Source organism: Pseudomonas sp. N2-3-1-14 (genome assembly GCF_041228395.1).
GTDB lineage: Bacteria > Pseudomonadota > Gammaproteobacteria > Pseudomonadales > Pseudomonadaceae > Aquipseudomonas.
Map to the genome: position 1 here is coordinate 6,125,269 of NZ_CP166199.1, position 26,287 is coordinate 6,151,555.

The following is a 26,287-nucleotide window of genomic DNA, read 5'->3' on the forward strand; positions in this document are numbered from 1 at the left end:
GCGCGGCCTGATAATCACCAATGATAAGGGTTATCAAATACGCTGACTGTAAGCATTCGTCCCGATCTTCAGGACAGAAGGCCCACACATCCTGCGGCAAAGTATCAAAACCGGCAAATTTAGATCGAGTGGTACGTCACACTGTCGTTCTGTGAGAGCAGAATCCTGCGAGCCTGTTAAAATGCCCGCCCTTTTGAACAACGACTCCCTGAATTCTGTATGTCCCGACTCAATCCCCGGCAGCAAGAAGCCGTGAACTACGTCGGCGGCCCTCTATTGGTGCTCGCCGGCGCGGGCTCCGGCAAGACCAGCGTGATCACCCGCAAGATCGCGCACCTGATCCAGAACTGTGGCATCCGCGCCCAGTACATCGTCGCCATGACCTTTACCAACAAGGCGGCGCGCGAAATGAAAGAGCGTGTCGGCACGCTGCTCAAGGGCGGCGAAGGCCGTGGCCTCACGGTGTGTACCTTCCACAACCTGGGCCTGAACATCATCCGCAAGGAGCATGCGCGGCTGGGCTACAAGCCCGGTTTCTCGATCTTCGACGAAACCGATGTGAAGTCGCTGATGACCGACATCATGCAAAAGGAATACGCAGGCGACGACGGCGTGGATGAGATCAAGAACATGATCGGCGCCTGGAAAAACGACCTGATCCTGCCCGCCCAGGCGCTGGAAAACGCACGCAACCCCAAGGAGCAGACCGCCGCCATCGTCTACACCCACTACCAGCGCACGCTCAAGGCGTTCAACGCGGTGGACTTCGACGACCTGATCCTGCTGCCGGTAAAGCTGTTCGAGGAACACGCCGACATCCTCGAAAAGTGGCAGAACAAGGTGCGCTACCTGCTGGTGGACGAATACCAGGACACCAACGCCAGCCAATACCTGCTGGTGAAGATGCTGATCGGCACGCGCAACCAGTTCACCGTGGTGGGCGACGACGACCAGTCGATCTATGCCTGGCGCGGTGCGCGCCCGGAAAACCTGATGCTGCTCAAGGACGACTATCCGTCCCTGAAAGTGGTGATGCTGGAGCAAAACTACCGCTCCACCAGCCGTATCCTGCGTTGCGCCAACGTGCTCATCTCCAACAACCCCCACGAGTTTGAAAAACAACTGTGGAGCGAGATGGGCCACGGCGACGAAATCCGCGTGATCCGCTGCCGCAATGAAGACGCCGAAGCCGAACGCGTGGCCGTGGAAATCCTCAGCCTGCACTTGCGCACCGACCGGCCCTACAGCGACTTCGCGATCCTGTACCGCGGCAACTACCAGGCCAAGCTGATCGAACTGAAATTGCAGCACCACCAGGTGCCGTATCGCCTGTCGGGCGGCAACAGCTTTTTCGGACGCCAGGAAGTAAAAGACTTGATGGCTTACTTCCGCCTGATCGTGAACCCGGACGACGACAACGCCTTCCTGCGCGTGATCAACGTGCCGCGCCGGGAAATCGGTTCGACTACCCTGGAAAAACTCGGCAACTACGCCACGGAACGCAAAATTTCGATGTACGCCGCCACCGACGAAATCGGCCTGGGCGAGCACCTGGACACACGCTTCACCGACCGCCTGTCGCGCTTCAAGCGCTTCATGGACAAGGTGCGCGAGCAGTGCGCCGGCGAAGACCCGATCAGCGCGCTACGCAGCATGGTCATGGACATCGACTATGAAAACTGGCTGCGCACCAACAGCTCCAGCGACAAAGCTGCGGATTACCGCATGGGCAACGTCTGGTTCCTGATCGAAGCGCTGAAAAACACCCTGGAAAAAGACGAAGACGGCGAGATGACCGTCGAAGACGCCATCGGCAAGCTGGTGCTGCGCGACATGCTCGAGCGCCAGCAAGAAGAGGAAGACGGCGCCGAAGGCGTGCAGATGATGACCTTGCATGCGTCCAAGGGGCTGGAATTCCCCTACGTGTTCATCATGGGCATGGAAGAGGAAATCCTCCCGCACCGTTCCAGCATCGAAGCCGACACTATCGAAGAAGAACGGCGCCTGGCCTACGTGGGCATTACCCGCGCGCGTCAGACGTTGGCCTTCACCTTCGCCGCCAAGCGTAAGCAATACGGCGAAATCATCGACTGTGCCCCCAGCCGGTTCCTCGACGAACTACCACCGGACGATCTGGCCTGGGAAGGCAATGACGACACCCCGACCGAGGTGAAAGCCGTTCGCGGCAATACCGCCTTGGCGGACATACGCGCGATGTTAAAGCGCTAGAATCGACTACTTTTTAATCTACTTTCGGCGCACACCGCGCCATTAGAGGAAGCTTTCCGTGGAAGCACTGCACAAGAAAATTCGCGAAGAAGGCATCGTGCTTTCCGATCAGGTACTCAAGGTCGACTCCTTTCTGAACCACCAGATCGACCCGGCGCTGATGAAACTGATCGGCGACGAATTCGCCGAGCGCTTCAAGGACTCGGGCATCACCAAGATCGTCACCATCGAAGCCTCGGGCATTGCGCCGGCGATCATGACCGGCCTGAACCTTGGCGTGCCGGTGATCTTCGCTCGCAAGCAGCAGTCCCTGACCCTGACGGAAAACCTGCTGTCGGCGACCGTGTATTCCTTCACCAAAAAGGTCGAAAGCACCGTGGCGATCTCGCCGCGTCACCTGACCAGCAGCGACCGCGTGCTGGTGATCGATGACTTCCTGGCCAACGGCAAGGCGTCCCAGGCGCTGATCTCGATCATCAAACAAGCCGGCGCGACCGTCGCAGGCCTTGGGATTGTGATCGAGAAGTCGTTCCAGGGTGGCCGTGCCGAGCTGGATGCGCAGGGTTATCGAGTTGAATCGCTGGCGCGCGTGAAGTCGCTGGCCGGTGGCGTGGTCACGTTCATCGAGTAATGGGCAGCACCGCAAACCCCAAGTGAACACAGATCAAAATGTGGGAGGGGGCTTGCCCCGATAGCAGTGGGTCAGCCAACACATTGGGTGACTGATACACGGCAATCGGGGGCAAGCCCCCTCCCACATTTGGTTTCGTGGAAATTTTTAGTGTGCGGTGGCCTGTAGGCCGGCGAGCAACAGGCGCTGGTACAGATCTTCTTTCAGCCCGTCTGGCTTATCCAGCCGCATCCGTTTGAGATGCTCAGGAAACGCCTCCGGCTCCGGTGCATCCAGCGCCGCCTTGCCCAACTCCAGAATCTCCGTCAGCTTGAATTTGCTTTTGAGCCAGTTCAAAGCGCGCAACAGATCCTTCTCCTCATCCGTGAAGTCAGTGCCCAGCGGATACTCCGGAAACAGCCGGTGATGCCGCGCCTGAATACCCTTGAGCCGCTCGGGCGTATTGTCGGCAAAGCGAGGGTCCAGCTGGAAATCCTTGGGTAATTTGCCGGCCTTTTGCGCCTGTTCGATCAAGTCGTTCTGAAAGCGCGAGTCGGTGATATTCAGCAGCGCCTCGATCACCTTGGCATCTGTCTGCCCACGCAAATCGGCAATCCCGTACTCGGTGATGACGATATCGCGCAGGTGTCGGGGAATGGTGCAGTGGCCGTACTCCCAGACAATATTGGAACTGACCTCGCCAGCCGACTCGCGCCAGCTGCGCAGGATCAGGATCGAACGCGCGCCTTCCAATGCATGGCCTTGCGCAACAAAGTTGTACTGCCCGCCGACGCCGCTGAGCACGCGGCCATCTTCCAGCTGATCGGCCACACCTGCGCCGAGCAAGGTCACCATGATCGCGCTGTTGATAAACCGCGCGTCCAGGCGTTGCAGGCGCTTGAGCTCTTCCTGGCCATACAGCTCGTTGATGTAGCTGATGCGAGTCATGTTGAATTCGAGGCGCTTGGCGTGCGTCATTTCCTGCAGGCGCTGGTAAAAACTGCGCGGCCCGAGAAAGAAACCGCCATGGATCGACACGCCGTCAGGTTGCGCCGCGTCGTCCAGCGTACCGGCATTGGCTTGCGCCTGGGTCGCCACATCCGGGTAAACCTTGCGCCGGATAATGCCGGCGTCAGCCAGTACCAGCAGGCCGTTAACGAACATTTCGCTGCAGCCATACAGGCCACGGGCAAAGGGCGACACACCGCCTTCGCGGCTGATCAGGGGCGCCCATTGATACACATCAAGGTCGGTGAGCAGCAGTCGATAAGCCTCGTTATCCGCCTGGCGCGCCAGCAGGGCGGCGGTCAGCGCATCGCCCATGGAGCCGATACCGATCTGCAACGTGCCGCCATCGCGCACCAGCGTGCTGGCATGCACACCGATAAAGTGGTCCTGCAGGCCCACCGGCATATTGGGTGTGGAGAACAGCGTGGTGCTGTCCTTTGCGTCGATCAGGTAATCGAACGCGTCCATGCCCAGTTCGGCATCGCCCGGCATGTAGGGCAGATCGGAGTGCACTTGGCCAACGATCAGGATGGTTTCGCCATCCTCACGGCGCTTTTCGATCATCGGCAGCAGGTCGAGCGTGATGTCGGGGTTGCAGCTCAAGCTCAGGCGATCCGGATGCTCAGTGCTGCTGGCCACCAGTTGCGCCACCAGATTCAGGCCGGCGGCGTTGATGTCGCGCGCCGCGTGACTGTAATTGCTGCTGACGTAATCCTGCTGCGCCGATGCGCTGTGGAGCAGGCTGCCGGGCTGCATGAAGAACTGCTGCACGCGGATGTTCGCGGGCAGGCTGTCCTTGTGCAGGTCGGCGAGAAAATCCAGCTCGGGGTAGTCGCCAAATACGCGTTCGATGAAGGGCTCGAGAAAGCGCTTCTGCAAACCGTCGCCCAAGGTCGGACGACCCAGGGCCAGCGCGGTGTAGATCGTCAGCGCCCGCTCCGGCAACTTGGCGATGCGCCGGTACAGCGCGTTGACGAACAGGTTGGGCTTGCCCAGGCCCAGGGGCATGCCCATGTGGATATGCGCGGGCAAGCGCGCCAATACGTCGTCAACTGCTTGCTCGATTGAACACAACTGCACCATCCGACCCTCCTGAACATTCCATGATTAGGGGTTGGACCGAGCTTGCCGGGTCTTTGCTGCAATGAACAGCCTGCAAACTTAAATCACGGGCACAAAAAAGCCGCTGGGCAGCGGCTTTTTGGCGAAGATCGGTTTATTTAAGCCCCGACATCTTCTCGATCGCACCTTTAAGCTCGTCGTCCGAGCAATCAGCGCAAGTGCCTTTAGGCGGCATGGCGTTGAGGCCGGTGATCGCCTTGGCGAGCAGGCCGTCGAGGCCGCCCTGGTGATCGGCGCGGTCTTTCCAGGCAGCGGTGTCACCGATTTTCGGTGCGCCCAGCAGGCCGGTGCCGTGGCAGGCGTTGCAGTGCTTGGCGATCACGTCATCCGGCGTTTTTGCACCGCCGCCGCCACCGGCTGCCACCGCCACTTCCATCCCTTTGCATTCCTGGCCCTGAACACAGACTTGGCCGACAGGTTCCAGGCGCTTGGCAATTTCATCATTGGTCGCAGCTTGAGCGCTGACAGCCCATAGGGCCAGTACGGTTGCTGGTGCAGCCAGCATTTTCATAATTAGGTTCACGCGTTCACCCTCAATGGTGGCTATTCACGCCTGCGGCCACGGTTTCGCAGGCGGCGAAAGTATAACGGTTAGCCCGTCCGGCCGAAACAACCCTATTAAATAAAGGGAGATTCAGCCCTGCGGCGTACAGCTACGGGAGTGTCTGCAACGCTGGCAGCACGCCTCTTGTGTCAAAAGTTCGCGGGTGTGGCTGCGCTGATTAGTCGCGCCGGCACGTCGAACGGGTTGCGAAAACGATGGGGCTTGGTGCTTTCAAAGTAGTAGCTATCGCCGGCTTCGAGCACAAAAGTTTCAAGACCGACCACCAACTCTAGGCGACCTTCCACCAGAATTCCGGTTTCCTCGCCTTCGTGGGTGAGCATTTCTTCGCCGGTGTCGGCGCCCGGCGGGTAAATCTCGTTGAGAAACGCGATCGCCCGGCTCGGGTGTGCGCGGCCGACCAATTTCATGGTGACGGCGCCGTCCGATATGTCGATCAGCTCATTGGCTTTATAGACGATCTGGGTCGGTTTTTCCTGGAGGATCTCCTCGGAAAAGAACTCGACCATCGACATGGGAATGCCGCCCAGCACCTTGCGCAAGGAGCTGATTGAGGGGCTGACACTGTTTTTTTCGATCATCGAAATGGTGCTGTTGGTGACACCCGCGCGCTTGGCGAGCTCGCGCTGGGAAAGACCCTTCAGTTTACGGATGGATTGCAGTCGTTCGCCGACGTCCAATGCAGGAGCCTCCTAGGATTCAGGCTTTGTTGTAATTGAGCGTTATCATGGCGACAGCGTTCAGTATTTACAACACTTGGGCCTAAATCCCGGCCAGCTCCACTCGTAGGCCGTGCTCAAGCCCCGCAATAGAGCCTTGGCACGCGGCGCAGGTTGCAGAAGATCTGGTAGGGAATGGTCTCGGCAGCGGTCGCAACGTCGCTGGCGAGAATAGTTTTGCCCCACAGCTCCACGGTGGAACCGAGCCCGGCCTGCGGCACGTCGGTGAGGTCGACACACAGCATGTCCATGGATACACGGCCCAGCAACTGACTGCGCTGGCCCGCCACCAACACGGGTGTGCCAGTGGGCGCATGACGTGGATAACCGTCGGCATAGCCCATGGCGACCACGCCGATCCGCATCGGTTTGGGTGTGATGAACTTGGCGCCGTAGCCCACCGGCTCGCCGGCCGGCAGTTCGCGCACGCAGATGACTTTGGATTCCAGCGTCATCACCGGCTGCAAGCGCGCGGCAATCGCCTGGTCTTCGCCAAACGGCGTGGCGCCGTAGAGCATGATGCCTGGGCGCACCCAGTCGCTGGACACGTTCGGCCAGCCCATCACGGAAGGCGAGTTGCGCAGGCTCACCTCGGCCGACAAGCCTTGGCGCGCCGCTTCAAACACCGCCACTTGTTCATTGCTGCGTACACAATCGAGCTCGTCGGCACGGGCGAAGTGGCTCATCAATACGATTTTCGCCACTTTACCGCTGGCCAGCAGACGCTGATAAGCCTCGTGGTAATCCTTGGGATGCAGGCCGACACGATGCATGCCCGAATCCAACTTGAGCCAGATGGTCAGCGGCTTGCTCAACCGGGCCTGCTCAATGGCTTCCAACTGCCACAGCGAATGCACCACGCACCAGAAATCATGCTCGATGATCAGCGGCAGCTCGTCGGCTTCGAAGAACCCTTCCAGCAACAGCACCGGCGCGCGAATCCCCGCGGCACGCAGCTCCAGCGCTTCCTCGATGCACGCCACGGCAAACCCGTCGGCTTCGGCTTCCAGCGACTGGGCCACGCGCACGGCGCCGTGGCCATAGGCATCGGCCTTGACCACGGCGAGGGCCTTGGCCCCCGTGACTTCACGGGCCAGTTGGTAATTGTGGCGCAGGGCTTGGAGGTCGATCAGGGCACGGGCAGGACGCATGGCGGCAGGCTTCTAGGCGGCAGAGTGAAGAAAAAACCGGCACCGACAGACAGCGCCGGCACCGGGAGAGGGATCGTTGGTTAAGGCAGCGCGGCCACGACAGACAGCTCTACCAGGATTTCCGGTTCGCACAGCTTGGCTTCAACCGTGGCACGGGCCGGGGCAACGCCTTTAGGCAGCCACTTGTCCCACACCGCGTTCATGCCGGCGAAATCGGCGTCGATGTCTTTCAAGTAGATCGTCACCGACAGCAGCTTGGATTTGTCGGTGCCGGCCAAGTCCAGCAAACGCTCGATATTGGTCAGGGTTTCACGGGTCTGCTGTTCAATCCCGGCACTCATGTCATCGCCGACTTGCCCTGCCAGATACACGGTACCGCTGTGAACAACGATCTGGCTCATGCGCTCATTGGTGAGCTGGCGCTGGATTGACATGTTTTGCGGACTCCTGGTGGTTGCCGTAACGGGAAATATCGAGGCCTTCGGCGCTGATCTGCGGAGTTTTCTTCGCCATCAGGTCGGCCAGCAAACGACCAGAGCCACAGGCCATGGTCCAGCCAAGTGTGCCGTGCCCGGTATTGAGGAACAGGTTCTTGAAAGGCGTGGCACCGACAATCGGCGTGCCGTCGGGTGTCGTCGGGCGCAGGCCGGTCCAGAATGTGGCTTCGGTCAAATCGCCGCCCTGAGGATAAAGGTCGTTGACGATCATCTCCAGGGTTTCACGCCGGCGCGGGTTCAGCGACAGGTCAAAACCGGCGATTTCAGCCATGCCGCCAACGCGGATGCGGTTGTCGAAACGGGTGATCGCGACCTTGTAGGTCTCGTCCAGAATGGTCGAGGTCGGTGCCATCGCCGGGTTGGTGATCGGCACGGTCAGCGAGTAACCCTTGAGCGGGTACACTGGCGCCTTGATCCCCAGCGGCTTGAGCAGTTTCGGCGAGTAGCTGCCGAGGGCCAGTACATAACGGTCTGCGGTTTCCAGCTTGCCGTCGATCCACACGCCATTGATGCGGTCGCCTGCGCAGTCGAGGCGCTGGATGTCCTGCTCGAAGCGGAACTCAACGCCCAGCTGCTTGCACATGTCGACCAGACGCGTGGTGAACATCTGGCAGTCGCCCGTCTGGTCGTTCGGCAGGCGCAGGGCGCCAGCAAGAATATCCGTGACGCTGGCCAGGGCCGGCTCAACGCGGGCGATACCGGCGCGGTCGAGCAGCTCGAACGGTACGCCAGATTCTTTCAGCACGGCGATGTCTTTGGCCGCGCCGTCCAGCTGGGCTTGGGTGCGGAACAATTGCGTTGTACCGAGGCTGCGACCCTCGTAGGCAATGCCGGTTTCGGCACGCAGTTCATCGAGGCAGTCGCGACTGTACTCGGACAGGCGGACCATGCGCTCCTTGTTCACTGCGTAGCGACTTTGGGTGCAGTTGCGCAGCATCTGCGCCATCCACAGGTATTGGTCGATATCGGCGGTGGCCTTGATCGCCAGCGGCGCATGGCGCTGCAACAGCCACTTGATCGCCTTGAGCGGCACGCCCGGGGCGGCCCAGGGCGAGGCGTAACCAGGCGACACCTGGCCGGCGTTGGCGAAACTGGTTTCCATGGCAGCGGCTGGCTGACGGTCGACCACGACGACTTCAAAGCCGGCCCGCGCCAAATAGTACGCACTGGTCACACCAATGACGCCGCTACCCAAGACCAGAACGCGCATTTTTATATCCTCATCGCGGGCCTGGCCGCTGACGTGTGTTATTGGAGCAATGATGAGCGCAGTATAAAAAGCAATTGCCAGTGCATTTCACTATATAAATGCCTATATTTGGCGACAATTCTCGGCAAAAACCCTTTTCACAGAGGCGTATCCCCTATGCGTACCAACACCCAGACCAAGCGGGAGCTGGACAAGATCGACCGCAATATCCTGCGCATCCTGCAAACCGACGGGCGCATTTCATTCACGGAGCTGGGGGAAAAAGTCGGGCTGTCGACCACGCCGTGCACCGAGCGCGTACGCCGCCTGGAACGCGAAGGGATCATCATGGGCTACAACGCGCGGCTCAATCCGCAGCATTTGAAGGGCAGTTTGCTGGTATTTGTCGAGATCAGCCTCGATTATAAGTCCGGCGACACCTTTGAAGAATTCCGCCGCGCCGTGCTCAAACTGCCCCATGTGCTGGAGTGCCATTTGGTGTCGGGTGACTTCGACTACCTGGTGAAAGCGCGCATTTCCGAGATGGCCTCGTACCGCAAATTGCTCGGCGACATCTTGCTCAAGTTGCCCCATGTGCGCGAATCAAAGAGCTATATCGTGATGGAAGAGGTCAAGGAGAGCTTGAACCTGCCGATTCCGGACTGACCGACACGATACGGTCAATGTGGGAGCTGGCTTGTGTGGGAGCGGGCTTGCTCGCGAAAGCGGAGGTCAGTCACCAGACTCATCGACTGATTCACCGCCTTCGCGAGCAAGCCCGCTCCCACATTTTGACCGCGTATAGTCGCTAGACCAGCACCTGCCGGGTGCTGGCCATGTACTCATGGATCTGCTTCTCAACCCGCGGATGAATCAGCTCCACCGGCCGCCGCCCGTTGGGGCACGGCAAGGTCTTGGTGGTGCCAAACAACCGGCAGATCAGCGGGCGTTCGTCGTACACCGTGCAGCCGTTGGGCCCAAGGTGCACGCAGTTCAGCTCGTCCATGGCTGCGTCCTGCTCGGCTGCGGTCTTGCGTGGCAGGCGCGACATTTCCTCGGGCGAGGTGGTCACCGGCCCACAGCAATCGTGGCAACCCGGAACACACTCGAACGAAGGAATCTGCCTACGCAGCGCGCTGATTTTCTGACTGTTGCAACTCATCGGAACACATACCGGACGGCGAATAGGCGTGGATTCTGACGCAAAACGCCCTGCGCAGACAGCTTCGTCCGACCGCTGTATCCTGCGTCAAATTTTCCAAACAGGGATGCTCCCCATGACCGCCAGCGCCCGGCACACCGCTTCCTACTACGCCGCCAGCAGCGTCCCACAACCCGATTACCCGGCGTTGACGGGCGAAGTCAGCGCCGATGTGTGCGTGATTGGCGGCGGTTACTCCGGGCTCAACACCGCCCTGGAACTGGCCGAGCGCGGTTACAGCGTGGTGCTGCTGGAGGCGCGCAAGATAGGCTGGGGCGCCAGTGGTCGTAACGGCGGCCAGCTGATTCGCGGCGTCGGCCATGGCCTGGACCAGTTTGCCAACGTGATCGGCACCGACGGCGTGCGCCAGATGAAGCTGATGGGCCTGGAAGCCGTGGAGATCGTGCGCGAGCGCGTCGAGCGCTATCAAATCCCCTGCGACCTGACCTGGGGTTACTGCGACCTGGCGAACAAACCTCAGCACCTGCACGACCTGGCCGAAGATGCCGAAGAACTGCGCAGCCTCGGCTATCGCCATGAAGTGCGCCTGCTGCAAGCCAACCAGATGAGCAGCGTGATTGGTTCCGACCGCTACGTGGGCGGCATGATCGACATGGGCTCCGGCCATTTGCACCCGCTGAATCTGGCCCTCGGCGAAGCCGCCGCCGCGCAGAAGCTGGGCGTGAAGCTGTTCGAGCAGTCCGAAGTAACACGCATCGACTATGGCCCTGAAGTCAACGTGCACACCGCCCTTGGCAATGTGCGCGCCAAGACCCTGGTGCTGGCGTGCAACGCCTACCTCAATGGCCTCAACCCACACCTGAGCGGCAAAGTGCTGCCCGCCGGCAGCTACATCATCGCCACCGAGCCGTTGAGCGAAGCCCAGGCCGCCCACCTGCTGCCGCAGAACATGGCCGTGTGTGATCAACGGGTGACGGTGGATTACTTCCGGTTGTCCGCCGACCGCCGCCTGTTGTTCGGCGGTGCCTGTCACTATTCCGGACGGGATCCACAGGACATCGGTGCCTACATGCGCCCAAAAATGCTCAAGGTGTTCCCACAACTGGCCGACGTGAAGATCGACTACCAGTGGGGCGGCATGATCGGTATCGGCGCCAACCGCTTGCCACAGATTGGCCGGCTGGCCGATCAACCCAATGTGTATTACGCCCAGGCCTACGCCGGCCACGGCCTCAATGCCACGCACCTGGCCGGCAAGCTGCTGGCCGAAGCCATCAGCGGCCAGCAGCAGGGCCGTTTCGATTTGTTCGCCCAAGTGCCGCACATCACCTTCCCCGGCGGTAAACATTTGCGTTCGCCGCTGCTGGCATTGGGAATGCTCTGGCACCGGTTCAAAGAGCTGGTCTGATCAATCGCGCCAGAACGGTTTCAGGCCTTCCTCGCGCGCTTGCTCGACGCTCAGCCCGACGTCGCGCAGTTGTTCGCGGGTCAAATGCAGCAAAGCCTTGCGCGTGTGACAGCGATGCCAGAACAAACGCCAGCGGCTGATATCCCGCGGCGCCGTCGCGCGCTCTTGCCCTGCCTGCAATTCCTGACTGTGTAACATCAGACGCACATCGCTTATGCCGCTCATTTTGCTGCCCCTCATTTGCTTGTTGCCATGAGTGACTAGCGTGAGCGCAACGGCAAAACCATGACAGATTCAACGCATCTTTATTAAATCCATACAGATACTGCCCATGATCGCCTGAATCCTGTATTTTCCGCCTATCTGTACTGGTCCTCGGGAGCGACCGCCATGACCCTTTACGTCAACCTCGCCGAATTGCTCGGCACGCGCATCGAACAGGGCTTCTATCGTCCCGGCGATCGCTTGCCGTCTGTGCGCGCGTTGAGCGTTGAACATGGGGTTAGCCTGAGCACCGTGCAACAGGCCTATCGCTTGCTGGAAGACAACGGCCTGGCGATGCCAAAGCCCAAATCCGGCTACTTTGTGCCGGTTGGGCGCGAGCTGCCGGCGCTGCCCGAAGTAGGCCGCCCGGCCCAGCGGCCGGTGGAAATTTCGCAATGGGACCAAGTGCTGGAACTGATTCGCGCGGTGCCGCGCAAAGACGTCATACAGATGGGCCGTGGCATGCCGGATGTATTGTCACCGACCATGAAACCCCTGCTGCGCAGCCTTGCACGGGTGAGTCGCCGCCAGGATCTGCCGGGGCTGTATTACGACAACATCCTCGGCTGTATGGAGTTGCGCGAACAAATTGCACGCCTGTCATTGGATTCCGGTTGCCAGCTGACGGCCGAAGACATCGTGATCACCACCGGTTGCCATGAGGCGCTGTCCGCCAGCATTCACGCGATCTGTGAACGGGGCGATATCGTCGCGGTGGACTCGCCAAGCTTTCACGGCGCCATGCAGACCCTTAAGGGCCTGGGCATGAAAGCCCTGGAAATCCCCACGGACCCGATCACCGGCATCAGCCTTGAAGCGCTGGAGCTGGCGCTGGAACAGTGGCCGATCAAGGTCATTCAGCTGACGCCCAACTGCAACAACCCGTTGGGCTACATCATGCCGGAGGCACGCAAACGTGCGTTGCTGACCCTGGCCCAGCGCTTTGACGTGGCGATCATTGAAGACGATGTGTATGGCGAATTGGCCTACAGCTACCCTCGCCCGCGCACGATCAAATCCTTCGATGAAGACGGCCGCGTGCTGCTGTGCAGCTCGTTCTCGAAAACCCTGGCGCCCGGTTTACGCATTGGCTGGGTAGCGCCCGGGCGCTACCTGGAGCGGGTGCTGCACATGAAATACATCAGCACCGGTTCCACCGCGACCCAACCACAAATCGCCATTGCCGAATTCTTGAAAAATGGCCATTTCGAACCGCATTTACGGCGGATGCGCACTCAATACCAGCGCAATCGCGACCTGATGCTCGACTGGGTCAGCCGCTACTTCCCGGCCGGCACACGCGCCAGCCGGCCTCAAGGCAGCTTCATGCTGTGGGTGGAGCTGCCGGAAGGCTTCGACACGCTCAAGCTCAACCGCGTGTTGGTCGAACAAGGCGTACAGGTGGCGGTAGGCAGTATCTTTTCCGCCTCCGGCAAATACCGCAACTGCCTGCGCATGAACTACGCTGCCAAGCCGACGCCGCAAATTGAAGAAGCAGTACGCAAAGTCGGCGCCGCCGCGATCAAGATGCTCGCCGAGACGCCAGACTGACCTTTCGCCGCAATTAGCCGTCATATGCCCACAATCGCCCTGACCTGGAAGCAGCGCCCTTGATGATCCAACGGCTTTTACCGTTTTTCCTGCTGGGCGCTCTGGCGCTGGGCGGCTGCGCAACAGTCGACACGCCGCGCATCCCCAGCGACGCCCTGCCCGCCGCGCAATCCTCATTCGGCCGGTCGATCCAGGCGCAGGCGGCGCCGCATCAAGGCCGCTCAGGTTTTCGTTTGCTGCCCAACAGCAGCGAAGCCTTCATGGCCCGCGCCGAACTGATCCGCAACGCCCAGAGCAGCCTCGACCTGCAGTACTACATCGTCCACGACGGCATCAGCACGCGCATGCTTGTGGACGAACTGCTCAAGGCGGCCGACCGCGGCGTGCGCGTGCGCATCCTGCTGGATGACACCACCAGCGACGGTCTCGACCAGGTCATCGCTACCCTCGCCGCCCACCCGCAGATCGAAATTCGCCTGTTCAACCCGCTGCACCTGGGCCGCAGCACCGGCGTCACGCGGGCCATGGGGCGCCTGTTCAACCTGTCGCTGCAACATCGGCGCATGCACAACAAGTTGTGGCTGGCGGACAACAGCGTCGCCATCGTCGGCGGCCGCAACCTGGGCGACGAGTATTTCGACGCCGAGCCCAACTTGAATTTCACCGATATCGACATGCTCAGCGTGGGCCCGGTGGCCGAGCAACTCGGGCACAGCTTCGATCAGTACTGGAACAGCGCACTGAGCAAACCGATTGATGACTTCGTCTCCAATAGCCCCTCCAAACGTGACCTGGCCGCCGCCCGTGTGCGCCTTCAAGATTCGCTCGCCGAGTCCCGCCAGCAGAACCATGCGCTGTACAACCGCTTGCGCACCTACCAGACCCAACCACGCATGGACATCTGGCGGCGCGAGTTGATCTGGGCCTGGAACCAGGCGCTGTGGGACGCGCCGAGCAAGGTGCTGGCCAAGGCCGACCCGGACCCACAGTTGCTGCTGACCACCCAACTGGCGCCGGAGCTTGAAGGCGTCAACCATGAGCTGATCATGATTTCGGCGTATTTCGTCCCCGGCCAGCCTGGGCTCGTGTACCTGACCGGCCGAGCCGACGCAGGGGTGTCGGTGAGCTTGCTGACCAACTCGCTCGAAGCCACCGACGTACCGGCGGTACATGGCGGCTATGCGCCGTACCGCAAGGCACTGCTGGAGCACGGCGTAAAACTCTACGAGCTGCGCCGCCAACCCGGCGACCCCAGTGCAGGCAGCGGCCCGCATCTGTTTCGCCGGGGCTCGCTGCACGGCTCGGACTCCAGTCTGCACAGCAAGGCGATGATCTTTGATCGGGAAAAGTCGTTTATCGGCTCGTTCAATTTTGACCCGCGCTCAGTGCTGTGGAACACCGAAGTCGGCGTGCTGGTGGACAGCCCCGAGCTGGCCGAACACGTGCGCAACCTGGCGCTGCAAGGTATGGCGCCGGCGCTGAGCTACCAGGCGAAATTGCAGGATGGCCAAGTGGTATGGGTCACTGAGGATAACGGCCAACTGCACACGCTGACCGATGAACCCGGCAATTGGTGGCGCCGGTTTAATGCCTGGTTTGCCACTTCAGTCGGTCTGGAGCGGATGCTGTAGGAACAATGAAGATCCAGTGTGGGAGCGGGCTTGCTCGCGAATGCGGTGGATCAGTCAATATTGCCGTTAACTGACACACCGTATTCGCGAGCAAGCCCGCTCCCACATTCGATCCCGTTTCAAATCAGGCGGGCTGTGCGACGCCAAATGCCCCCTGGCGCAACAGCAGCACCACCAGCCCCAACGCGCCGGCGGCCATCAGCAACGGCAACGCATGCCCGCTGATCCACTGGCTACCCGCACCGGCCACCAACGGCCCTATCAAGCAACCGATGCCCCACAACTGCGCCACGTGAGCATTCGCGCGCACCAGCGCATCGTCGCGGTAACGCTCGCCGATCAGGATCAGCGACAAGGTGAACAACCCACCGGCACTGGCGCCGAAGATCACCCACACCGGCCAGATCAGCGGGGTGTGCATCAGCAGCGGAATCGCCAGGCTTGAGATCAGCAACAGCACCGCACAGCTCAAGAACAGCGTGCGACGCGGCAGGTAGTCAGCCAATGCGCCGATGGGCAATTGCAACAGCGCATCGCCCACCACCACCGTGCTGACCATGGCCAAGGCGACCTCGGCCGTGAAACCCTGTTGCAGGCAATACACCGGCAGCAGCGTCAGAATCATCGCTTCGAACGCCGCGAATAAAGCCACCGCCCAGGCAATCGCCGGCAGGCTCAGGCAAAAACGCCATAAGTCGCCAAAGGTGACACTGAAGGATTCAGCCGTCGGCGCGCCGGAGCGCCCCAGCAACAGCAATGGCGCGACCATCAGCAGGCCTACGCCCACCCAGAAGCCGTAATCATGGTCGGTGCCGATCAGACCCAGCAGCAGCGGCCCCGACAGCTGGCTCAAGGCATAACTGCAGCCATACAGCGCCACCAGGCGGCCACGCCATTGCTCCACCACTAATTGGTTGATCCAGCTTTCACCGAGGATAAACACGATGGTCAGGATCACCCCGATCATCAGCCGCAGCACCAGCCAGACCGGATAGCTGGGCAGGATTGCCAGCAGGCCGATGGACACTGCACCGGCCCACAGGCACAGGCGCATCAGGTTGGCGGTGCCCAGCCATGAGGCCATGCGGCTGGAGACCTTCGCACCCAGCAATACGCCGAAGGCCGGCATGGCCGCCATCACCCCAATGGCGAAACTGCCGTAGCCCCAGCCTTCAAGGCGCAGGGACACCAGCGGCATGCTGACACCGAGGGCCAGGCCGACGCTCAGTACCGAGGCCAGGACGGCGAAATAAGTCGCCCAACGCATGTCCACGCTCCTGTGGATAATTTTCAGGGTTTCAAACGAACTGTAGGAGCGAGCCTAGGTGGGAGCCGGGCTTGCCCGCGATGCAAGCACCTTGGTGTGTCAGTCACACCTCGGTGATGCTATCGCAGGCAAGCCAGCTCCCACAAAAGCCAGCTCCCACATTTGGCCTGCGGTGTTTCCTACAGGGTTACAGCTTGATCCAGGTCGCCTTCAGTTCGGTGTACTTGTCGAACGCGTGCAGCGACTTGTCGCGACCATTACCGGACTGCTTGAAGCCACCAAACGGCGCGGTCATGTCGCCGCCATCGTACTGGTTGACCCACACGCTACCGGCGCGCAAGGCCTTGGCCGTCAGGTGCGCCTTGGAGATATCCGCCGTCCACACCGCTGCGGCCAGGCCGTACTGGGTGTCGTTGGCGATGGCGATGGCTTCTTCGGCGCTGTCGAAGGTGATCACCGACAGAACCGGGCCAAAGATTTCTTCCTGGGCAATCTTCATGGCGTTGGTCACGCCGTCGAAAATCGTTGGCTCAACGTAAGTGCCACCGGTTTCTTCCAGGGTGCGCTTGCCGCCCGCAACCAGCTTGGCGCCGTCGGCGTGGCCAGCTTCGATGTACGACAGCACGGTGTTCATCTGCTGGGTGTCCACCAGCGCACCGACGTTGGTTGCCGGGTCCAGCGGGTTGCCTGGCTTCCAGCCCTTGAGGGCCTCGATCACCAGCGGCAGGAATTTATCCTTGATGGAGCGCTCCACCAGCAGACGCGAACCGGCGGTGCAGACTTCGCCCTGGTTGAAGGCGATGGCGCCAGCGGCGGATTCGGCCGCCGCTTGCAGGTCCGGAGCATCGGCGAACACGATGTTCGGGCTCTTGCCGCCCGCTTCCAGCCACACGCGCTTCATGTTGGACTCGCCGGAACGAATCAACAGCTGCTTGGCGATTTTGGTGGAGCCGGTGAACACCAGGGTGTCGACGTCCATGTGCAGCGCCAGCGCGTTGCCAACCGTGTGGCCGTAGCCCGGCAGCACGTTGAACACGCCTTTTGGAATGCCGGCTTCAACGGCCAGGGCCGCGATGCGGATGGCGGTCAGCGGGGATTTTTCGGACGGTTTGAGGATTACCGAGTTACCGGTGGACAGCGCCGGGCCGAGTTTCCAGCAGGCCATCATCAGAGGGAAGTTCCACGGTACGATCGCGCCGACAACGCCGACCGGCTCGCGGGTCACCAGACCCAATTGATCGTGCGGAGTGGCGGCGACTTCGTCGTAGATCTTGTCGATGGCCTCGCCGCTCCAGCTCAGCGCGTTGGCTGCGCCAGGCACGTCAATGCCCAGGGAGTCGCTGATCGGCTTGCCCATGTCCAGGGTTTCGAGCAGGGCCAGCTCTTCGGCATTGGCCTTGAGCAGCGCGGCGAAACGGATCATGACGGACTTGCGCTTGGCCGGTGCCAGACGTGACCAGACGCCGGAATTGAAGGTGGCGCGGGCATTTTCTACAGCGCGCTGGGCGTCGGCGGCGTCGCAGCTGGCGACGGTTGCCAGCAGGCGGCCATCGACCGGGCTGATGCATTCGAACGTGTCACCGGAAACAGCGGCGGTGTATTCGCCATTGATGTAGGCGCGGCCTTCGATCTTCAGATCCTTGGCGCGTTGTTCCCAGTCGGCACGGGTCAGGGTGGTCATGCGAGTGTCCTCCTCTTATTGAATACAAGGGCCAGGTGATGTCCCCCGGCAGCCTCAAAGAATTCTTGCCCGGCCAGCCTGCTGTTCGGCTCAAGGCAGCTGCCACCCTAAACCAGCGGCTGGGGGTGTTTCAATATATTTGACACAACGCCGGTAAACGCCCTTGCGATGTTCATTTTAATAAACATAGACTTTGGACTCTCCAACCGCAGGCCAGACGGGACACGCACATGAGCATCCAGGACATCGTCGACTTCAGCCAAGCCAATACCGCCCCCGAACGCTACCGGCCTGCTGCCGAAAAAGTCCTCAAGGGCGATCCCGAGCAAACCCTCTACAACCACTACAACAGCCCGTGCGGCCAGATGAGCGCCGGGGTCTGGGAAGGTGAAGTCGGGCAATGGAAGGTCAACTACAGCGAGCATGAGTACTGCGAAATCGTGCAGGGCGTTTCGGTGCTGCGCGATGCCGATGGTAACGCCAAGACCTTGCGTGCTGGCGACCGCTTCGTGATCCCCGCGGGTTTCAGCGGCACCTGGGAAGTGCTGGAACCGTGCCGCAAGATCTACGTGGTGTTCGAACAGAAAGCCTGATCAGCAAATCACAGGCAAAAAAAAGCCCGACTCGTGAGAGACGGGCTTTTTTTCACAAGGAAGAAAATCAATTACTTGATTTTGCCTTCTTTGTAGATCACGTGCTTGCGAACGCGCGGGTCGAACATTTTCTTTTCGAGCTTGTCCGGGGTAGTACGCTTGTTCTTGTCGGTAGTGTAGAAGTGACCAGTACCGGCGCTAGAGATCATTCGAATCAATTCACGCATGATAAAGCTCCTTAGATCTTGCCAGCGGCGCGGATTTCGGCCAGCACGACAGTGATGCCGCGCTTGTCGATGATACGCATGCCTTTGGCAGATACACGCAGGCGAACAAAACGTTTCTCTTCTTCAACCCAGAAGCGGTGATGCTGCAGGTTCGGCAGGAAACGACGACGGGTTTTGTTATTTGCGTGGGAAATGTTATTCCCAGTCACCGGACCCTTACCGGTAACTTGACAGACTCTCGACATGCCTCAGCCCTCTAAAACCACATGCCCAACCCGGCATGGGTTGGCCGCTTAATCTCTCAGTCATTTGGCGCCAGGCGCCGCGTTTCTTTAAGGGTCTTACCGGCTACACCTACAGTGAAGGAACCGGGCCCCTAGAAAAGAGCGCTGCTTTATACCAGAAAGACCAAGGTGCAACAACAGCCCGTGTGTTTTTACCGGCGTAAATCTTGGCGACAGACGCCTGAACCGTTGCCAGGAGTGGCCGCTGTCACAGCCGACCGCTCGTCGCACAGAATGATTTACAGCGCCCGCACGCACGATGAAGTGCGCGGCGAAACGCGCTGAGGCGCCATCAAAACAGCATTTGCGCCAAAAGCACAGGCAAAAATGGACTGGTCATTTATCAATCAGACCACTACGGTAGGCTTTTTCCAGACTGCACTCGCAGATGGGCCTTCGATCTGCAAAGGAAACCGAACATGCGCCTCGCTGCCCTACCGCTATTGCTAGCCCCTCTATTTATTACGCCGACGGCCCTGGCTGCTACCAGTTTGAGCGTGTGTACCGAAGCCAGCCCTGAAGGGTTTGATGTGGTGCAATACAACTCGCTGACCACTACCAATGCCTCGGCCGACGTCCTGATGAACCGCCTGGTGGACTACGACGCCGCCAGCGGCAAGCTGGTGCCGAGCCTCGCGGACAGTTGGGACGTTTCGCCAGATGGCCTGACGTACACCTTCAAGCTGCACCCGGATGTGAAATTCCACCGCACCGAATACTTCACTCCAAGCCGCACTCTCACCGCCGAAGATGTGCGCTTCAGTTTCGAACGCATGCTCGATCCGGCCAACCCGTGGCACAAGATCGCCCAAAGCGGTTTCCCGCATGCCCAGTCGCTACAGTTGCCGACGCTGGTCAAGAAGATCGACGCCCTCGACCCGCTGACCGTGCGCTTCACGCTCGATCACGCCGACTCGACCTTCCTCGCCGCGCTGAGCATGGGTTTTGCCTCGATCTACCCGGCCGAATACGCCGACAAGCTGCTCAAGGCCGGCACCCCGGAGAAACTCAATAGCCAACCGATCGGCACCGGCCCGTTTGTTTTCGTACGGTTCCAGAAAGATGCCGTGGTTCGCTACAAAGCCAACCCGGACTATTTCGCCGGCAAACCGGCTGTGGATAACTTGCTGTTCGCCATTACCCCGGACGCCAACGTGCGCCTGCAGAAATTGCATCGCGACGAATGCCAGATCGCCCTCTCGCCCAAGCCGCTGGATGTAGGCGAGGCCGAAAAAGACCCGGCATTGAAGGTGGAGAAAACCGCCGCCTTCATGACTGCATTCGTGGCCATCAACAGCCAGCATCCGCCGCTGGACAAGCCGGAAGTGCGCCAGGCAATCAACCTGGCTTTTGACAAGAACAGCTACCTCAAGGCTGTGTTTGAAGGCACCGCCGAGGCGGCCAATGGTATTTACCCACCCAATACCTGGAGCTATGCCAAAGACCTGCCGGGTTATCCACAGGACATTGCCAAGGCCAAGACGCTGCTCGACCGCGCGGGGCTCAAAGGCGGTTTCAAGACCACCATTTGGACACGCCCAACCGGCAGCTTGCTGAACCCCAACCCTAACCTGGGCGCACAACTGTTGCAGGCAGACCTGGCCAAGATCGGCATCCAGGCAGAGATCCGTGTGATCGAATGGGGCGAACTGATTCGCCGCGCCAAGGCCGGTGAACATGACCTGCTGTTCATGGGCTGGGCCGGCGATAACGGCGACCCGGATAACTTCCTGACCCCGCAGTTCTCTTGCGCGGCGGTGAAATCCGGCACCAACTTCGCCCGCTACTGCGACCCCGCGCTGGACAAACTGATCAGCGCCGGCAAGACCACCAGCGAGCAAGGCGTGCGCACCAAGCTGTATCAACAGGCCCAGGCGCAGATCCAGCAGCAGGCGTTGTGGCTGCCGCTGGCGCATCCGACCGCGTTTGCCCTGACACGCAAGAATGTCGAGGGCTATCAGGTGAGCCCGTTCGGGCGCCAGGACTTCTCGAAAGTCAGCGTCGAGCCCTGATGACCTGCCCCGCCCTTGTGGGCGGGGCTACATCCACCCGTATTCCGCCATCGACAATGGATCACCATCGCCGACGATGATGTGATCCAGCACCCGCACATCCACCACCTCCAACGCCTTTTGCAGCAACTTGGTCAATTTTCGATCAGCCGCACTCGGCTCGACACTCCCCGAAGGATGGTTGTGACACAGAATCAATGCTGCCGCGTTGTACGCCAACGCACGCTTGACCACTTGCCGCGGGTAAACAATGGCAGTGTCGATGGTGCCCTGGGACAGCGCCTCAAAGCCAAGAACGCGGTGCTTTGAGTCGAGAAACAGGCAACCGAAGATCTCGTGGGGCTCATGGCGCAGCAGCGCCTTGAGGTAATCACGCACGGCCAGCGGGCTTTCCAGCACCGAGTCCGCCCGCAGGCGCTCGGCCATGTGCCGCCGGGACATCTCCAGCACAGCCTGCAATTGGGCAAACTTTGCCGGCCCTAACCCCAAATGCTGGCTGAACAGCGTCTGGTTGGCCTCCAGCAGCGGGCGAAGGCCACCAAATTGTGCCAATAAATGCCGCGCCAGGTCGACCGCGCTTCTGCCCGACACCCCGGTGCGCAGGAAGATCGCCAGCAGTTCGGCGTCCGACAACGTTGCCGCGCCCCATTCCAAAAGCTTCTCCCGCGGACGTTCCGCCACAGGCCAATCGCGAATACTCATCCCACCTCCGTGTGCATGTGCGCCGCTGTTGCCCGGCGGACGCTGTGTTATCTTAAGCCCTCTTTTTTGCGTGCGATTTCTCCTGGGGAGGGGTCATCGCAGGCGTCACTGAACTGGCATCACTGAACTGGAAAGGCAAACCAATGCAGCGTCTGTATCGGAAACGCATCGTTCTCGGCGTCGGCGGCGGCATTGCCGCCTACAAGAGCGCAGAGCTGGTTCGCAGGCTTCTGGACCAGGGCGCCGAAGTGCGCGTAGTCATGACCCGCGGCGGCAGCGAGTTCATCACCCCGCTGACCATGCAAGCCCTGTCCGGCCACCCGGTTCATCTGGACCTGCTGGACCCGGCGGCCGAAGCCGCGATGGGCCATATCGAGCTGGCCAAATGGGCCGATCTGGTACTGATCGCCCCGGCCACCGCCGACTTGATCGCCCGCCTGGCCCAAGGCATCGCCGATGACCTGCTGACCACCTTGGTGCTGGCCACCGACGCCACCGTCGCCATCGCCCCGGCCATGAACCAGGCCATGTGGCGCGACCCGGCGACCCAAGCCAACACCCAGCTTCTGCAAAGCCGAGGCCTCAAAGTGTTCGGTCCGGCGTCCGGCAGCCAGGCCTGCGGCGACGTCGGCATGGGCCGCATGCTCGAAGCCAACGACCTGGCGCTGTGCGCCGCCGAGTGTTTCCAGCACCTGGCCCTCACCGGCAAACACGTGCTGATCACCGCCGGCCCGACTCAGGAAAACATCGACCCGGTGCGCTACATCACCAACCATAGCTCAGGAAAAATGGGCTTTGCCTTGGCCGAAGCGGCGGTTGAGGCAGGCGCACGTGTCACCTTGATCACCGGCCCGGTGCACTTGCCGACGCCTGATCGGGTCACGCGAATCGACGTAGTCAGCGCCCGGGACATGCTGGCGGCCTGCGAGGCAGCCATTCCCTGCGACCTGTTTATCGCCTCGGCGGCGGTTGCAGACTACCGCCCGGAAGTCGTAGCCCCGCAAAAGCTTAAGAAAGACCCTACAAGCGGCGACGGCCTGCTCCTGCAAATGGTGCGCAACCCCGACATTCTGGCAACCATCGCCACGCGTGCGGACCGCCCTTTCAGCGTCGGCTTTGCCGCCGAAACCGAGCACCTGCTGGACTACGCGGCACGCAAATTGAAAGACAAAAACCTCGACCTGATCGTTGCCAATGATGTCGCCAACCCGAGCATCGGCTTCAACAGCGAGGAAAATGCCATCAGCGTGATCGACCGCGAGTTGCACGCCACCGTTTTCGCCCAGACCAGCAAAGGCAAGATTGCCCGCCAACTGATCTCATTTATCGCCCAACGGCTGAACCAGGTTTAATTGACATGCACGCTTTGCAAGCCAAGATTCTCGACCCACGCATCGGCAACGAATTCCCATTGCCGGCCTACGCCACCCCAGGCTCCGCCGGGTTGGACCTGCGCGCCATGCTCAAGCAAGACACTGTTCTTGAACCCGGCCAGACCCTCCTGATCCCTACCGGCCTGTCGATTTACGTTGGCGACCCCGGCCTGGCGGCATTGATCCTGCCGCGCTCCGGCCTGGGCCACAAACACGGCATCGTGCTGGGCAACCTGGTCGGCCTGATCGACTCCGACTACCAGGGCGAGTTGATGGTGTCGTGCTGGAACCGCGGCCAGACCGCCTTCAACATTGCTGTTGGCGAGCGTATCGCGCAACTGGTGCTGGTGCCGGTGGTGCAGGCGCACTTCGAACTGGTTCAGGAGTTCGATGAGACTCAACGCGGCGCAGGCGGTTTTGGGCATTCCGGCAGCCACTGACTAAGCTGAATCAGGCCGGACGCTTTTGTCCGGCCCGATGCCACCGCAAGGCTTTTCAGGACGAAGAATGCGCGGAATTAATCAGCGAGATTTCATCATTGAAATCAACACATTACGCAACCATAAGCACGGAGTGCCAGCTCCGATGGCACTTTTGCACCACGAACTCTCTGCCGAAAACGCCGTCATACCCTTCAGTTTGAGCCTGCCGGTCAGCCACTTTAAGGCCAGCTTTGCCCCCTTCAGATGGAGTTTCCCCCCGCGATGAGTACCGCAGCCCGAGTAGCCCCGACATTTCCCGACAGCATCTTTCGCGCCTATGACATTCGTGGCGTCGTGCCCAAGACCCTGACCGCCGAAACCGCCTATTGGATCGGCCGTGCCATCGGCTCCCAAAGCCTGGCCCAGGGCGAACCCAATGTATCGGTAGGCCGCGATGGCCGCTTGTCCGGCCCGGAGCTGGTGGAGCAACTGATCCAGGGCCTGGCCGACAGCGGCTGCCACGTCAGCGATGTGGGCCTGGTGCCGACTCCTGCGCTGTACTACGCAGCCAACGTACTGGCTGGCAAGTCCGGCGTTATGCTCACCGGCAGCCATAATCCGTCGGACTACAACGGTTTCAAGATCGTCATCGCCGGCGACACCCTCGCCAACGAACAGATTCAAGCGCTGCACGAGCGCTTGAAGACCAACGATCTGACCACCGGCACCGGCAGCATCACCAAAGTCGATATTCTTCAACGCTACTCTGACCAGATCACGGGCGACGTCAAACTCGCCCGCCGCCTGAAAGTGGTGGTGGACTGCGGCAACGGCGCGGCCGGCGTGATTGCCCCGCAACTGCTCGAAGCCCTGAACTGCGAAGTGATTCCGTTGTTCTGCGACGTTGACGGCAACTTCCCTAACCACCACCCGGACCCGGGCAAGCCTGAAAACCTGGTGGACCTGATCGCCAAGGTCAAGGAAACCGGCGCCGACGTGGGCCTGGCCTTCGACGGTGACGGCGACCGTGTCGGCGTGGTGACCAACACCGGCGAGAACGTGTTCGCCGACCGCCTGCTGATGCTGTTTGCCCGTGATGTGGTGGCCCGTAACCCCAACGCCGAAATCATCTTCGACGTGAAGTGCACCCGCCGCCTCACCCCACTGATCAAGGAATACGGCGGTCGCCCACTAATGTGGAAGACCGGCCACTCGTTGATCAAAAAGAAAATGAAGGAAACCGGCGCGCTGTTGGCCGGCGAAATGAGCGGCCACGTGTTCTTCAAAGAGCGCTGGTTCGGGTTCGACGACGGCATTTACAGCGCCGCCCGTCTGCTGGAGATCCTCAGCAAGGAAAAATCCACGGCGCAGGAGCTGTTTCAGACCTTCCCGAATGATATTTCTACGCCAGAGATCAATATCCATGTGACCGAGGAGAGCAAATTCAGCATCATTGACGCACTGCACGATGCGCAATGGGGTGAAGGCGCCAACCTGACCACCATTGATGGTGTGCGAGTCGATTACGCCAAAGGCTGGGGCCTGGTTCGCGCGTCCAACACCACACCGGTGCTGGTCCTGCGTTTCGAGGCGGATACCGAGGCTGAGTTGCAGCGCATCAAGGACGTGTTCCACGCCCAGTTGAAACGTGTTGCCCCTGATCTCCAATTACCGTTCTGATTTTTTACCGGAGCCCTGAATGACCCTCGAACGCGAAGCCGCTGCCAATACTGCCAAGGTCCTGTCCGAAGCGTTGCCTTACATTCGACGCTACGTCGGCAAGACGCTGGTGATCAAGTACGGCGGCAATGCCATGGAAAGTGAAGAGCTGAAAACCGGCTTTGCCCGCGACATCGTGTTGATGAAAGCTGTCGGGATCAACCCGGTGGTGGTGCACGGTGGCGGCCCGCAAATCGGCGACCTGCTCAAGCGCTTGTCGATCGAGAGTCACTTCATTGATGGCATGCGCGTCACTGACGCACAGACCATGGATGTGGTGGAGATGGTCCTCGGTGGCCAGGTCAACAAAGACATCGTCAACCTGATCAACCGTCATGGCGGCAGCGCCATTGGCCTGACCGGCAAGGACGCGGAGCTGATCCGCGCGAAAAAACTGACCGTTACCCGTCAGACACCGGAGATGACCCAGCCGGAAATCATCGACATCGGCCAGGTAGGTGAAGTGATCGGCATCAACACCGACCTGCTGAACCTGCTGGTCAAAGGCGACTTCATCCCGGTGATCGCGCCAATCGGCGTGGGCGCCAACGGTGAGTCGTACAACATCAACGCCGACCTGGTAGCCGGCAAAGTGGCCGAAGCGCTGAAGGCTGAGAAGCTGATGCTGCTGACCAACATTGCCGGCCTGATGGACAAGGAAGGCAAGGTGCTGACGGGCTTGACCACCCAGCAGGTGGACGAGTTGATCGCCGACGGCACCATCTACGGCGGCATGCTGCCGAAGATCCGTTGCGCACTGGAAGCCGTGCAAGGCGGCGTCGGCAGCTCGCTGATCCTGGATGGCCGCGTGCCAAATGCAATCCTGCTGGAAATTTTCACCGATACCGGTGTGGGCACGCTGATCAGTAATCGCAAGCGTCCTTAAGCACTAGAAACAAAAAGG

The 26,287-nt window shown here is 60.6% G+C and carries 24 protein-coding genes and 1 pseudogene; 12 read left to right on the forward strand and 13 right to left on the reverse strand.

Annotated elements, in window-relative coordinates:
• The first annotated feature begins 219 nt into the window (after positions 1-219).
• Both rep and AB5I78_RS28470 read left to right on the forward strand, forming a co-directional pair.
• Positions 220-2,229, forward strand: a complete 2,010-nt coding sequence (gene rep / locus AB5I78_RS28465) for a DNA helicase Rep (protein ID WP_369301881.1) — start codon at positions 220-222, stop codon at positions 2,227-2,229.
• 58 nt (positions 2,230-2,287) lie between these two features.
• Entirely contained in the window at positions 2,288-2,860 is a 573-nt protein-coding gene (locus tag AB5I78_RS28470) for a xanthine phosphoribosyltransferase (RefSeq protein ID WP_369301880.1), read from the forward strand.
• A 147-nt stretch (positions 2,861-3,007) separates the two neighbouring features.
• On the opposite strand, the gene AB5I78_RS28475 is transcribed toward AB5I78_RS28470, so the two are convergent.
• The 6 genes from AB5I78_RS28475 to dadA form a co-directional block, all read right to left on the reverse strand.
• Positions 3,008-4,930, reverse strand: a complete 1,923-nt coding sequence (locus AB5I78_RS28475; protein ID WP_369301879.1) for an acetyl-CoA hydrolase/transferase C-terminal domain-containing protein — start codon at positions 4,928-4,930, stop codon at positions 3,008-3,010.
• 133 nt (positions 4,931-5,063) lie between these two features.
• Positions 5,064-5,480: a cytochrome c5 family protein gene (locus AB5I78_RS28480; protein ID WP_065931891.1), complete on the reverse strand. Its 417-nt coding sequence runs from the start codon at positions 5,478-5,480 to the stop codon at positions 5,064-5,066.
• 182 nt (positions 5,481-5,662) lie between these two features.
• Complete coding sequence (locus AB5I78_RS28485) at positions 5,663-6,211, reverse strand: cupin domain-containing protein (RefSeq protein WP_017135864.1); 549 nt, start codon at positions 6,209-6,211, stop codon at positions 5,663-5,665.
• A 116-nt stretch (positions 6,212-6,327) separates the two neighbouring features.
• Positions 6,328-7,401, reverse strand: coding sequence for an alanine racemase (gene alr / locus AB5I78_RS28490; RefSeq protein ID WP_369301878.1), 1,074 nt, complete (start codon positions 7,399-7,401; stop codon positions 6,328-6,330).
• 80 nt (positions 7,402-7,481) lie between these two features.
• Positions 7,482-7,835 carry a RidA family protein gene (locus tag AB5I78_RS28495; RefSeq protein WP_262207204.1) on the reverse strand — a complete coding sequence of 118 codons (354 nt, stop codon included), beginning with the start codon at positions 7,833-7,835 and terminating at the stop codon, positions 7,482-7,484.
• Positions 7,807-9,108, reverse strand: coding sequence for a D-amino acid dehydrogenase (dadA, locus tag AB5I78_RS28500; RefSeq protein WP_145158114.1), 1,302 nt, complete (start codon positions 9,106-9,108; stop codon positions 7,807-7,809). Before dadA ends, AB5I78_RS28495 begins: the two co-directional genes overlap by 29 nt.
• 156 nt (positions 9,109-9,264) lie before the next feature.
• On the opposite strand from dadA, the gene AB5I78_RS28505 reads away from it, so the two are divergent.
• A complete protein-coding gene (locus AB5I78_RS28505; RefSeq protein ID WP_003176896.1) occupies positions 9,265-9,753 on the forward strand; it encodes an Lrp/AsnC ligand binding domain-containing protein in 489 nt (162 codons plus the stop codon).
• Between the two features lie 142 nt (positions 9,754-9,895).
• On the opposite strand, the gene AB5I78_RS28510 is transcribed toward AB5I78_RS28505, so the two are convergent.
• Positions 9,896-10,249, reverse strand: coding sequence for a YkgJ family cysteine cluster protein (locus AB5I78_RS28510; protein WP_016975913.1), 354 nt, complete (start codon positions 10,247-10,249; stop codon positions 9,896-9,898).
• 115 nt (positions 10,250-10,364) lie between these two features.
• Between AB5I78_RS28510 and AB5I78_RS28515 the strand changes: the two genes are divergently transcribed.
• Complete coding sequence (locus AB5I78_RS28515; RefSeq protein ID WP_369301877.1) at positions 10,365-11,657, forward strand: NAD(P)/FAD-dependent oxidoreductase; 1,293 nt, start codon at positions 10,365-10,367, stop codon at positions 11,655-11,657.
• Here AB5I78_RS28515 and AB5I78_RS28520 read toward each other — a convergent pair whose 3' ends face one another.
• Positions 11,658-11,882 carry a DUF1127 domain-containing protein gene (locus AB5I78_RS28520; protein WP_145158120.1) on the reverse strand — a complete coding sequence of 75 codons (225 nt, stop codon included), beginning with the start codon at positions 11,880-11,882 and terminating at the stop codon, positions 11,658-11,660. It abuts the gene before it with no gap.
• A 165-nt stretch (positions 11,883-12,047) separates the two neighbouring features.
• On the opposite strand from AB5I78_RS28520, the gene AB5I78_RS28525 reads away from it, so the two are divergent.
• Both AB5I78_RS28525 and AB5I78_RS28530 read left to right on the forward strand, forming a co-directional pair.
• On the forward strand, positions 12,048-13,472 hold the full coding sequence (locus tag AB5I78_RS28525; protein ID WP_369301876.1) for a PLP-dependent aminotransferase family protein: 1,425 nt from the start codon (positions 12,048-12,050) through the stop codon (positions 13,470-13,472).
• Between the two features lie 62 nt (positions 13,473-13,534).
• Positions 13,535-15,103: a phospholipase D family protein gene (locus AB5I78_RS28530; protein ID WP_369301875.1), complete on the forward strand. Its 1,569-nt coding sequence runs from the start codon at positions 13,535-13,537 to the stop codon at positions 15,101-15,103.
• A 124-nt stretch (positions 15,104-15,227) separates the two neighbouring features.
• Here AB5I78_RS28530 and AB5I78_RS28535 read toward each other — a convergent pair whose 3' ends face one another.
• Together AB5I78_RS28535 and AB5I78_RS28540 are read right to left on the reverse strand one after the other, a co-directional pair.
• Positions 15,228-16,370 carry an MFS transporter gene (locus tag AB5I78_RS28535; RefSeq protein ID WP_145158129.1) on the reverse strand — a complete coding sequence of 381 codons (1,143 nt, stop codon included), beginning with the start codon at positions 16,368-16,370 and terminating at the stop codon, positions 15,228-15,230.
• 187 nt (positions 16,371-16,557) lie between these two features.
• Positions 16,558-18,051 carry an aldehyde dehydrogenase gene (locus tag AB5I78_RS28540; RefSeq protein WP_145158132.1) on the reverse strand — a complete coding sequence of 498 codons (1,494 nt, stop codon included), beginning with the start codon at positions 18,049-18,051 and terminating at the stop codon, positions 16,558-16,560.
• 230 nt (positions 18,052-18,281) lie between these two features.
• Here AB5I78_RS28540 and AB5I78_RS28545 point away from each other — a divergent pair, with 230 nt between their 5' ends.
• Positions 18,282-18,644, forward strand: coding sequence for a cupin domain-containing protein (locus AB5I78_RS28545; RefSeq protein ID WP_145158135.1), 363 nt, complete (start codon positions 18,282-18,284; stop codon positions 18,642-18,644).
• 71 nt (positions 18,645-18,715) lie between these two features.
• On the opposite strand, the gene rpmG is transcribed toward AB5I78_RS28545, so the two are convergent.
• Both rpmG and rpmB read right to left on the reverse strand, forming a co-directional pair.
• Positions 18,716-18,871, reverse strand: coding sequence for a 50S ribosomal protein L33 (gene rpmG, locus AB5I78_RS28550; protein WP_003176906.1), 156 nt, complete (start codon positions 18,869-18,871; stop codon positions 18,716-18,718).
• Between the two features lie 11 nt (positions 18,872-18,882).
• The gene (gene rpmB, locus AB5I78_RS28555; protein ID WP_003176907.1) at positions 18,883-19,116 is read right to left on the reverse strand and encodes a 50S ribosomal protein L28; all 234 of its coding nucleotides are present in this window, start codon (positions 19,114-19,116) and stop codon (positions 18,883-18,885) included.
• A gap of 458 nt (positions 19,117-19,574) precedes the next feature.
• Between rpmB and AB5I78_RS28560 the strand changes: the two genes are divergently transcribed.
• Positions 19,575-21,167, forward strand: a complete 1,593-nt coding sequence (locus AB5I78_RS28560) for an ABC transporter substrate-binding protein (RefSeq protein ID WP_369301874.1) — start codon at positions 19,575-19,577, stop codon at positions 21,165-21,167.
• 27 nt (positions 21,168-21,194) lie between these two features.
• Here AB5I78_RS28560 and radC read toward each other — a convergent pair whose 3' ends face one another.
• Positions 21,195-21,869 carry a DNA repair protein RadC gene (gene radC / locus AB5I78_RS28565; protein ID WP_119737230.1) on the reverse strand — a complete coding sequence of 225 codons (675 nt, stop codon included), beginning with the start codon at positions 21,867-21,869 and terminating at the stop codon, positions 21,195-21,197.
• 143 nt (positions 21,870-22,012) lie between these two features.
• Between radC and coaBC the strand changes: the two genes are divergently transcribed.
• The 4 genes and pseudogenes from coaBC to argB all read left to right on the forward strand — a co-directional run bounded on the left by coaBC (position 22,013) and on the right by argB (position 26,269).
• Positions 22,013-23,221, forward strand: coding sequence for a bifunctional phosphopantothenoylcysteine decarboxylase/phosphopantothenate--cysteine ligase CoaBC (coaBC, locus tag AB5I78_RS28570; protein ID WP_145158141.1), 1,209 nt, complete (start codon positions 22,013-22,015; stop codon positions 23,219-23,221).
• Between the two features lie 5 nt (positions 23,222-23,226).
• Complete coding sequence (dut, locus tag AB5I78_RS28575; protein ID WP_106575855.1) at positions 23,227-23,682, forward strand: dUTP diphosphatase; 456 nt, start codon at positions 23,227-23,229, stop codon at positions 23,680-23,682.
• Between the two features lie 240 nt (positions 23,683-23,922).
• Positions 23,923-25,344: pseudogene (locus AB5I78_RS28580) on the forward strand (phosphomannomutase/phosphoglucomutase); the annotation flags it as partial.
• Between the two features lie 19 nt (positions 25,345-25,363).
• Positions 25,364-26,269: an acetylglutamate kinase gene (gene argB, locus AB5I78_RS28585; protein WP_017735763.1), complete on the forward strand. Its 906-nt coding sequence runs from the start codon at positions 25,364-25,366 to the stop codon at positions 26,267-26,269.
• The last annotated feature ends 18 nt before the right edge of the window (positions 26,270-26,287 follow it).